4 protein-coding genes and 1 pseudogene are annotated in these 5,672 nt (G+C 68.9%); 3 read left to right on the top strand and 2 right to left on the bottom strand.

Annotation, left to right across the window (positions count from 1 at the left end):
- The coding region (locus ACFU99_RS31005; RefSeq protein ID WP_384398333.1) for a helix-turn-helix transcriptional regulator at positions 1-1,379 on the bottom strand (1,379 nt) is incomplete at its 3' end.
- Between the two features lie 274 nt (positions 1,380-1,653).
- Here ACFU99_RS31005 and ACFU99_RS31010 point away from each other — a divergent pair.
- Positions 1,654-1,875, top strand: coding sequence for a hypothetical protein (locus ACFU99_RS31010; protein ID WP_384398335.1), 222 nt, complete (start codon positions 1,654-1,656; stop codon positions 1,873-1,875).
- A gap of 123 nt (positions 1,876-1,998) precedes the next feature.
- On the opposite strand, the gene ACFU99_RS31015 is transcribed toward ACFU99_RS31010, so the two are convergent.
- Entirely contained in the window at positions 1,999-2,559 is a 561-nt protein-coding gene (locus ACFU99_RS31015; RefSeq protein WP_384398337.1) for a hypothetical protein, read from the bottom strand.
- A 1,368-nt stretch (positions 2,560-3,927) separates the two neighbouring features.
- On the opposite strand from ACFU99_RS31015, the gene ACFU99_RS31020 reads away from it, so the two are divergent.
- Together ACFU99_RS31020 and ACFU99_RS31025 are read left to right on the top strand one after the other, a co-directional pair.
- On the top strand, positions 3,928-4,332 hold the full coding sequence (locus tag ACFU99_RS31020; RefSeq protein ID WP_384398339.1) for a hypothetical protein: 405 nt from the start codon (positions 3,928-3,930) through the stop codon (positions 4,330-4,332).
- Positions 4,333-4,760: 428 nt separating this feature from the next.
- Positions 4,761-5,672, top strand: a pseudogene (locus tag ACFU99_RS31025) (hypothetical protein); the annotation flags it as partial.

The raw sequence follows: 5,672 nt of genomic DNA on the forward strand, positions 1-5,672 counted from the left end.
GTGTCTTTGTGCGGTTCGAGCAGGGCGAAGTAGGTCTCGCGCTGATGCTCGGTCAGCTTGCCGTCGAGCGAGAGCGCCGACCGCAGTGCCTTCAGCGTGTCCGCCGCCGACGCCTCCCACAACGTGTGGGCCCGCTCCTGGATGTCCCCGATGGTGGCGTACGCCGCACCGGGGAAGCACCGGACGTACCAGTCGAGCATCTTGCCCACCTGCGGCGTCAGGTTGAAGTGCCACCACTTCGGGGACGCCTCGCCGTCCTTGCCGTCGGCGCACAAATTGATGGCCTCGGCGAAGTCGTGCAGCACCGCGGCCCGTACGGTGAACCCGAGGTATTCGGTGGGGACGATCTGGTCGAGACCGGCGGCCACCGACCAGGCGAGTTCGCCCGCGATCTGGGCGACGGACTCCCTGCTGCGGTGGCGCAGTACCCACCGCTTGCGGACGTCGGGGCGGTCGTACAGGGCGTGCTGGAAGTCGGCGGCGAACCGGTCGCGCACCTCGGCCGCGCCGGGCGAGAGGGCGTCGCGGTCCCCGGCGGACATCGCCTCCCCGACCCCCGTGTAGGAACGCTTACGGGCCTCCACCCAGTCGTCGGCCACTGCGCGGGCCCACTGGTCGCGGCCGCCGACGACGGCCTGCGGCCGCGGGACCTCGCTGTTGCCGCGCGAGATGTAGGCACGCAGCGTCGAGGAGGTGATGCCGCCCAGTTCCGCCAGCTCCGGGGCGCCGATCAACTGCGCCCCGGTCAGCTCGGGACTGGAGACGTCCACCACGCACCGCTCCAGTGGCAGCGCGCCGTCCTGCTCCTGGTGCTGTTGGGCCCACAGCGCCAGGTGGTCGGGCCAGTTGCCCGGCCGCGCGGCGTCCGGGTCGAAGGCGGTCACCTCGCCGATGTACGCCTTGGCCGGGTTGGTGCGGCCGTCGAGCAGGTCGGCGGCGGTGACGGTGACGGCCATGCGGGCCTTGCGCCGCTCGTAGTCCTGGGTGACGGGGTCCCAGACCTGGCTGGGCCGGTACCAGGTGGTGCCGTTCCACCAGTAGCCGCCGGCGCGGAACAGCAGCTGCTCGTCGCCCCACTCGGTGTGCAGGAAGGAGGTGTCGTCGTCGCGTACGAGCAGCACGGTGCGGCCGTGCTCGGGGCGGTAGCGCACCGCCCAGCCGAGCGTGTGGTCGAGCGGGTCGGTGGTGAAGGCCCGCCAGCTCTTGTCGGAGCGGTTCTGGTCGAAGCGGCCCCACATGCCCTCGCCCTGGTTGCGGCCGACGGCCTCGATGGCCTCGGGCCCCTCGTCGAGCGGGAGGTGGGAGTCGTCGATGAAGGGCAGGCCCGGCACCGGGTGGTCGGTGCGCAGGCCGTTGGCGAGCGGAAGAACGCGACTCAAGGCTGATTCCTCGTTTCACTCCGAGTGATGCATGACTTGTGCATCACTAAACCTGTCTCCCTTGTACATGCTCAGCAACCCTCTTTGTGCAGCGAATTTCGGCCAATCCCGCCGGGCGGCGTCTGTGCATCGCGGACAGGGGATCGAGTGATTGCCGGGCGACTGCCCCGATTCATAGGTGGTCCCCGATGTAACGAGTGCTCCCGAGCTGCTTGATCAGTGGGAACTCTGTTTCATGTGTCGTTACTTTCGCCTTGTCTTCTGAAACACGCACATGAACAAAACGATCGGCGGCGCTCGCGTCGCAGACGAGGCGATGCTCAACATGGCCCTGCACCTGCGCGACGTCGAGAAGCTGTGCCTGCGCGACATCGCCTCCCGACTCGTCATCACCACGGGCGCGAAGAAGGGCCAGCACCCCAGCGCGCCCACCGTCATGCGGATGCTGCGTGACCACGACGAGCAGGTGGCCGCCGCCGAGTTGGAGAGCCGGTGATCCGGCCGGAGGCAACCGCTCGACAACGCATCCGCCGGTCTCACCTGACCCTCCCCACAGTTCAGCCTCAGTCGGACCCGTCAGTTCCAACAGGTCCGACTGGGGCTGGCGTGTTCTTCCGGGCTATCCGGGCGGTGGGTCCAGCTGCTGCTGGAGGCGGGTCTTGCGGGGCTCCCGCAGCCGCATGTACTCGCACAGTTCGGCGTCCCGGGGGAACGCCACACCAGTCGACTCGGCGAGGACCGGGAAGAACGCCCGGGCGTCCTCCGACTGCGGAGTCGTGGTCCACCGGTACCCGTCAGCGCCGCGCAGGGCGAAGCGCACCATGCGCGAGCCGTACCCGTGGCGCTGCCACGGCCCGGTGACCCGGATCTTCGCGATCAGCCCGAGGCGGCACACCGCGCAGGACTGCCAGACCAGGCGGGAGAAGTTGTAGTCGTCCGGCGCGCACGCCTGGACCTCCTGCATCCCAGCCGGGGTGGTGGGTGTCAGGTGGTGCCAGGTCTCCGTGGCGGGATCGACCTTCCACTCCAGGCTGTTGAACGGGACGGCCGGCGGGGCGGGCGGTGCGGTGTCCCGGCCGTGGAAGGCGTCGACCAGGCGGTGCCATAGGGAGCCGCGCGGCCGCGCTGGGTTCGGCTCGTGCGTCCCGGGGTCCTGTCCGCCGGTTTCACCGCCGCTCACCAGTCGTCAGGTGCGCTGCCCACCCACGCGATGGACTGCCCCTCGCTGTTGCGGCTCCAGTGCGGTTCCTCCATCGAGGTCTCGTGGCCGTCGGGCAGGACACAGATCCGCCCCCAGCAGCCGTGCTTGCCTGCACAGACTCCGGTGAGCCGGGCCGCGGTGCCGTCGCTCGCGCACGTCTGGTCGTAGCGGTCCTGGAACGGCTGGAGACAGTTCTTCCAGATACTCGCGGTGCTGTGCGACGAACGCCTCCAGGCACGTCACGTACCCGGGTTGCTCGCCCTCGTCCACAGCGCTCAGCGCCACGGCCAGGATCTCCGCCGACACCCCGGGGGGACGAGGAAGCTGCCGGGGTCGGTCAGGGCCAACGTGTATCGCTGCGCCGCCGCCAGGACCTCCTTCGCGCCCAGCGCCCAGGCCGGAGTAGGTGCCGGTTCCTCCGCTGGGGTGCCGCGGCGGCTGCCGGAGGCGGGCGAGGAGCACGGCGCTGGAGGCGGCGTGCCCGCGTTGAGCAGTGGCGGTGGTGTCGGTGAGCCGACCGGGCCTCCAGTGCCTGTGGTGCGTGGCGCTGTGTGTGGGCGTGGGGTGGTGACGGGTGATCAGGTCCGTGCCCTCTTGGTCCTCTTGCCGGAAGTGAAATAGATCATGGAGATTTCAGGGTAAGCGGGAGCAACCATTCGTGTTCGTCCCATTTGGTCGGGTGGTTTGCCGTCGGTCGTGGGCTGGCTGGGTGGAGATTTCGCTTTCTTCGGTCTTTATCTCGGTCATATGATCCCCGGCATGGCTGCTGCGTGATCCTGTTCGGCGCGACGGCCTTCACCTGCCCTCTGCCTGAGAAAATGGGATCAAGTGAAGCTTCGCCGCGTTCCTGCGGTGGCTGTCGTTGTGGTCAGCCCCGCCCTACCGTTCTCCGCCGCTCCGCCCTTAACCAATGTCGGACACGCCGCCCCCAAGCTGAAGCAGCCGAAGGTCTGCGCCGGGCTGAAGAAGTTGAAGACGGCATTAGCTGACCTGCACTTGGACAGGCACTCGCTCAACGCCGCAGGCCTCGCCCAGCGCAAGGCGGCCGAGGCAGCAACGGCTGACAAGGCCTCCACTGATGATGCCCTCACTGATGCCAGGGCCGAGTTGGAGGCGACCAAGGACGACGGGCTGGGAGGCCGGGGCGCGGAAGGCGGCCAGGGGAGCCGTGGCCGACGCCCAGAAGGACACCGGGGCCAAGGCGGCCGAGTAGGGCGCGGCCGGGAAGATATCGAACGACGCCCAGGTGAAGCAGGCACAAGCGCGCCCCTCGGCCCAGGATTCCCACGCGAGAACCTTCACGGCCAAGGAAGCGGCCGGCATGGTGTTCACGGCCCCGACCGCTGCGTGAGGGGTACGGCCTCGGCCTTCCTCGCGAACGATCTGTCGTCCGAGGCCCCCGCTGGGGCCACGATCAACTTCTCTTTCGGGGCGACCAGCGCCGCCGATCAGCGGAACCCGTGCGCCCTTGGCCTGACGCGGCGCTACGACTTCAAGGTCGTGCCCCGGTGGTCCGGCGAGGTCGACGACACCGACCGGCTGGCCCCGCGGCCGAGCGTCCCCGCGGAAGGCGGCACCACCAGGCGGGTGGACGTCTACGCCAAGCAAGTGCCAGCCCCCGCGAACGGCAGCCTTGCCACGGCCGGCCAAACCTCTGCCCTGTCCCAGACCGTCCTCGTGGTCGCTACCGTCAGGCGGCATGTGAGGACGAGTCTGGACGGCACATCTGCTTCGAGCCGCTCCTCTTCCTGAACTGACGGAGTGCCCGGAGCTCGCGCGGGCTCCGTACGACCGTGATGGCTCGCTCTGGCGGGAAGTGGTGCCCGGTGTCCGCGAGGGCGGGCCGCCGTCCCGGACACCAGCGCTCCCCGGACGGCTGCGGACATGGTACGGGCGCCGGCTACGGAGTCGGGTGATCGGCGGCGGCGCTTGCGGTGCCGACCGGGAAGACGCTCCGCTCCGACTACCTCCCGGCTTCACGCGCACCGCGTTCCTGCGAAGCGGGGCTTCCGTGGCCGCCGTGAGCAACCGCTGCCGTGATGCGTCGACAAAGCCACTGCACACATGAGGCCACCCCTACCGGGCTGCCTGTTCGAAACAGCAGAAGGGATTGCTGAAACAGAATGCGCAAAAGACACACAGCCTCCGTACGTATACGGGGCGCCTTCACACGCGGGATCGTGACCGCCACCGCGCTGATCGCGGTCACCGCCGTAGCCGTACCGGCCGCTGCCGTTGCCGCGCCGTCGGGTGCGGAGGTCATGTCGGCCGGCATCGGTACCAGTGACGAACAGCGGGTCGATGCGGCGTCGGTGGTCCATCTGGATCCGAGCCCGGACGTGCTGCTGCTCAGTGACCGGGACTTCATCTTCGCGCTGTGGGAGAAGGCCCGGGACGCCGGAGAGCGTCTGGAGGCGGTACGCACCGCCGCCGAGGAGGCCATGGGCAGCACTTCTGCCGACGATCACGTGCGGTTCATCGCCACCGGCATCCATCAGGCGTTCGAGGCGGACAAGCAGCGGGAGAAGGACCGGGCCGACGCCGAGCGGGCGGCCCGGCAGTCCAAGGCCCAGGCGCTGATCGCGGTGGGCATCCCGGTCGCTCCGGACCTGCTGGGTCTCAGCGACGACAATTTCATCCGCAAGGTCATGCAGCACCCGGACGCGGGGGCGGAGGTCAAGGCCGCGGCGGCGCGCGCATTGGCGGGAAGTCCGGCCGACTGGCGGGAGTTCATCACCAACGGGGCCCGTGAGGCGCATGACCGCGATGTGGCCAAGGAACTCGAGGAACTGGAGGAGAAGAACCGCGAGGAGGCCCTGGCTACCGACCCCAGTACCGGAAAAACGGAGGCGCGGGCAGTCACCGATGTGATCGTCGGCGAGGGGAGCAAGAACCTGGTCGAGGTCGCCATTGCCTCCGACGCTGGCACCGGGAACGCCATCGGCAAGCTCGCTGCCACCGGGAATCACCCGTTCTGGGCGGCGCAGCAGGGACGCTGGCTAGAGATCTTTAATGGTGGGGGTTCTGGTCCTGCTGACGGTTGGGCCCATGTGCGCTATGCCGGAGGTATGCGGTATCCCGATGGTGGTGGG

This window comes from Streptomyces sp. NPDC057654 (assembly GCF_042800135.1).
Lineage (GTDB): Bacteria > Actinomycetota > Actinomycetes > Streptomycetales > Streptomycetaceae > Streptomyces.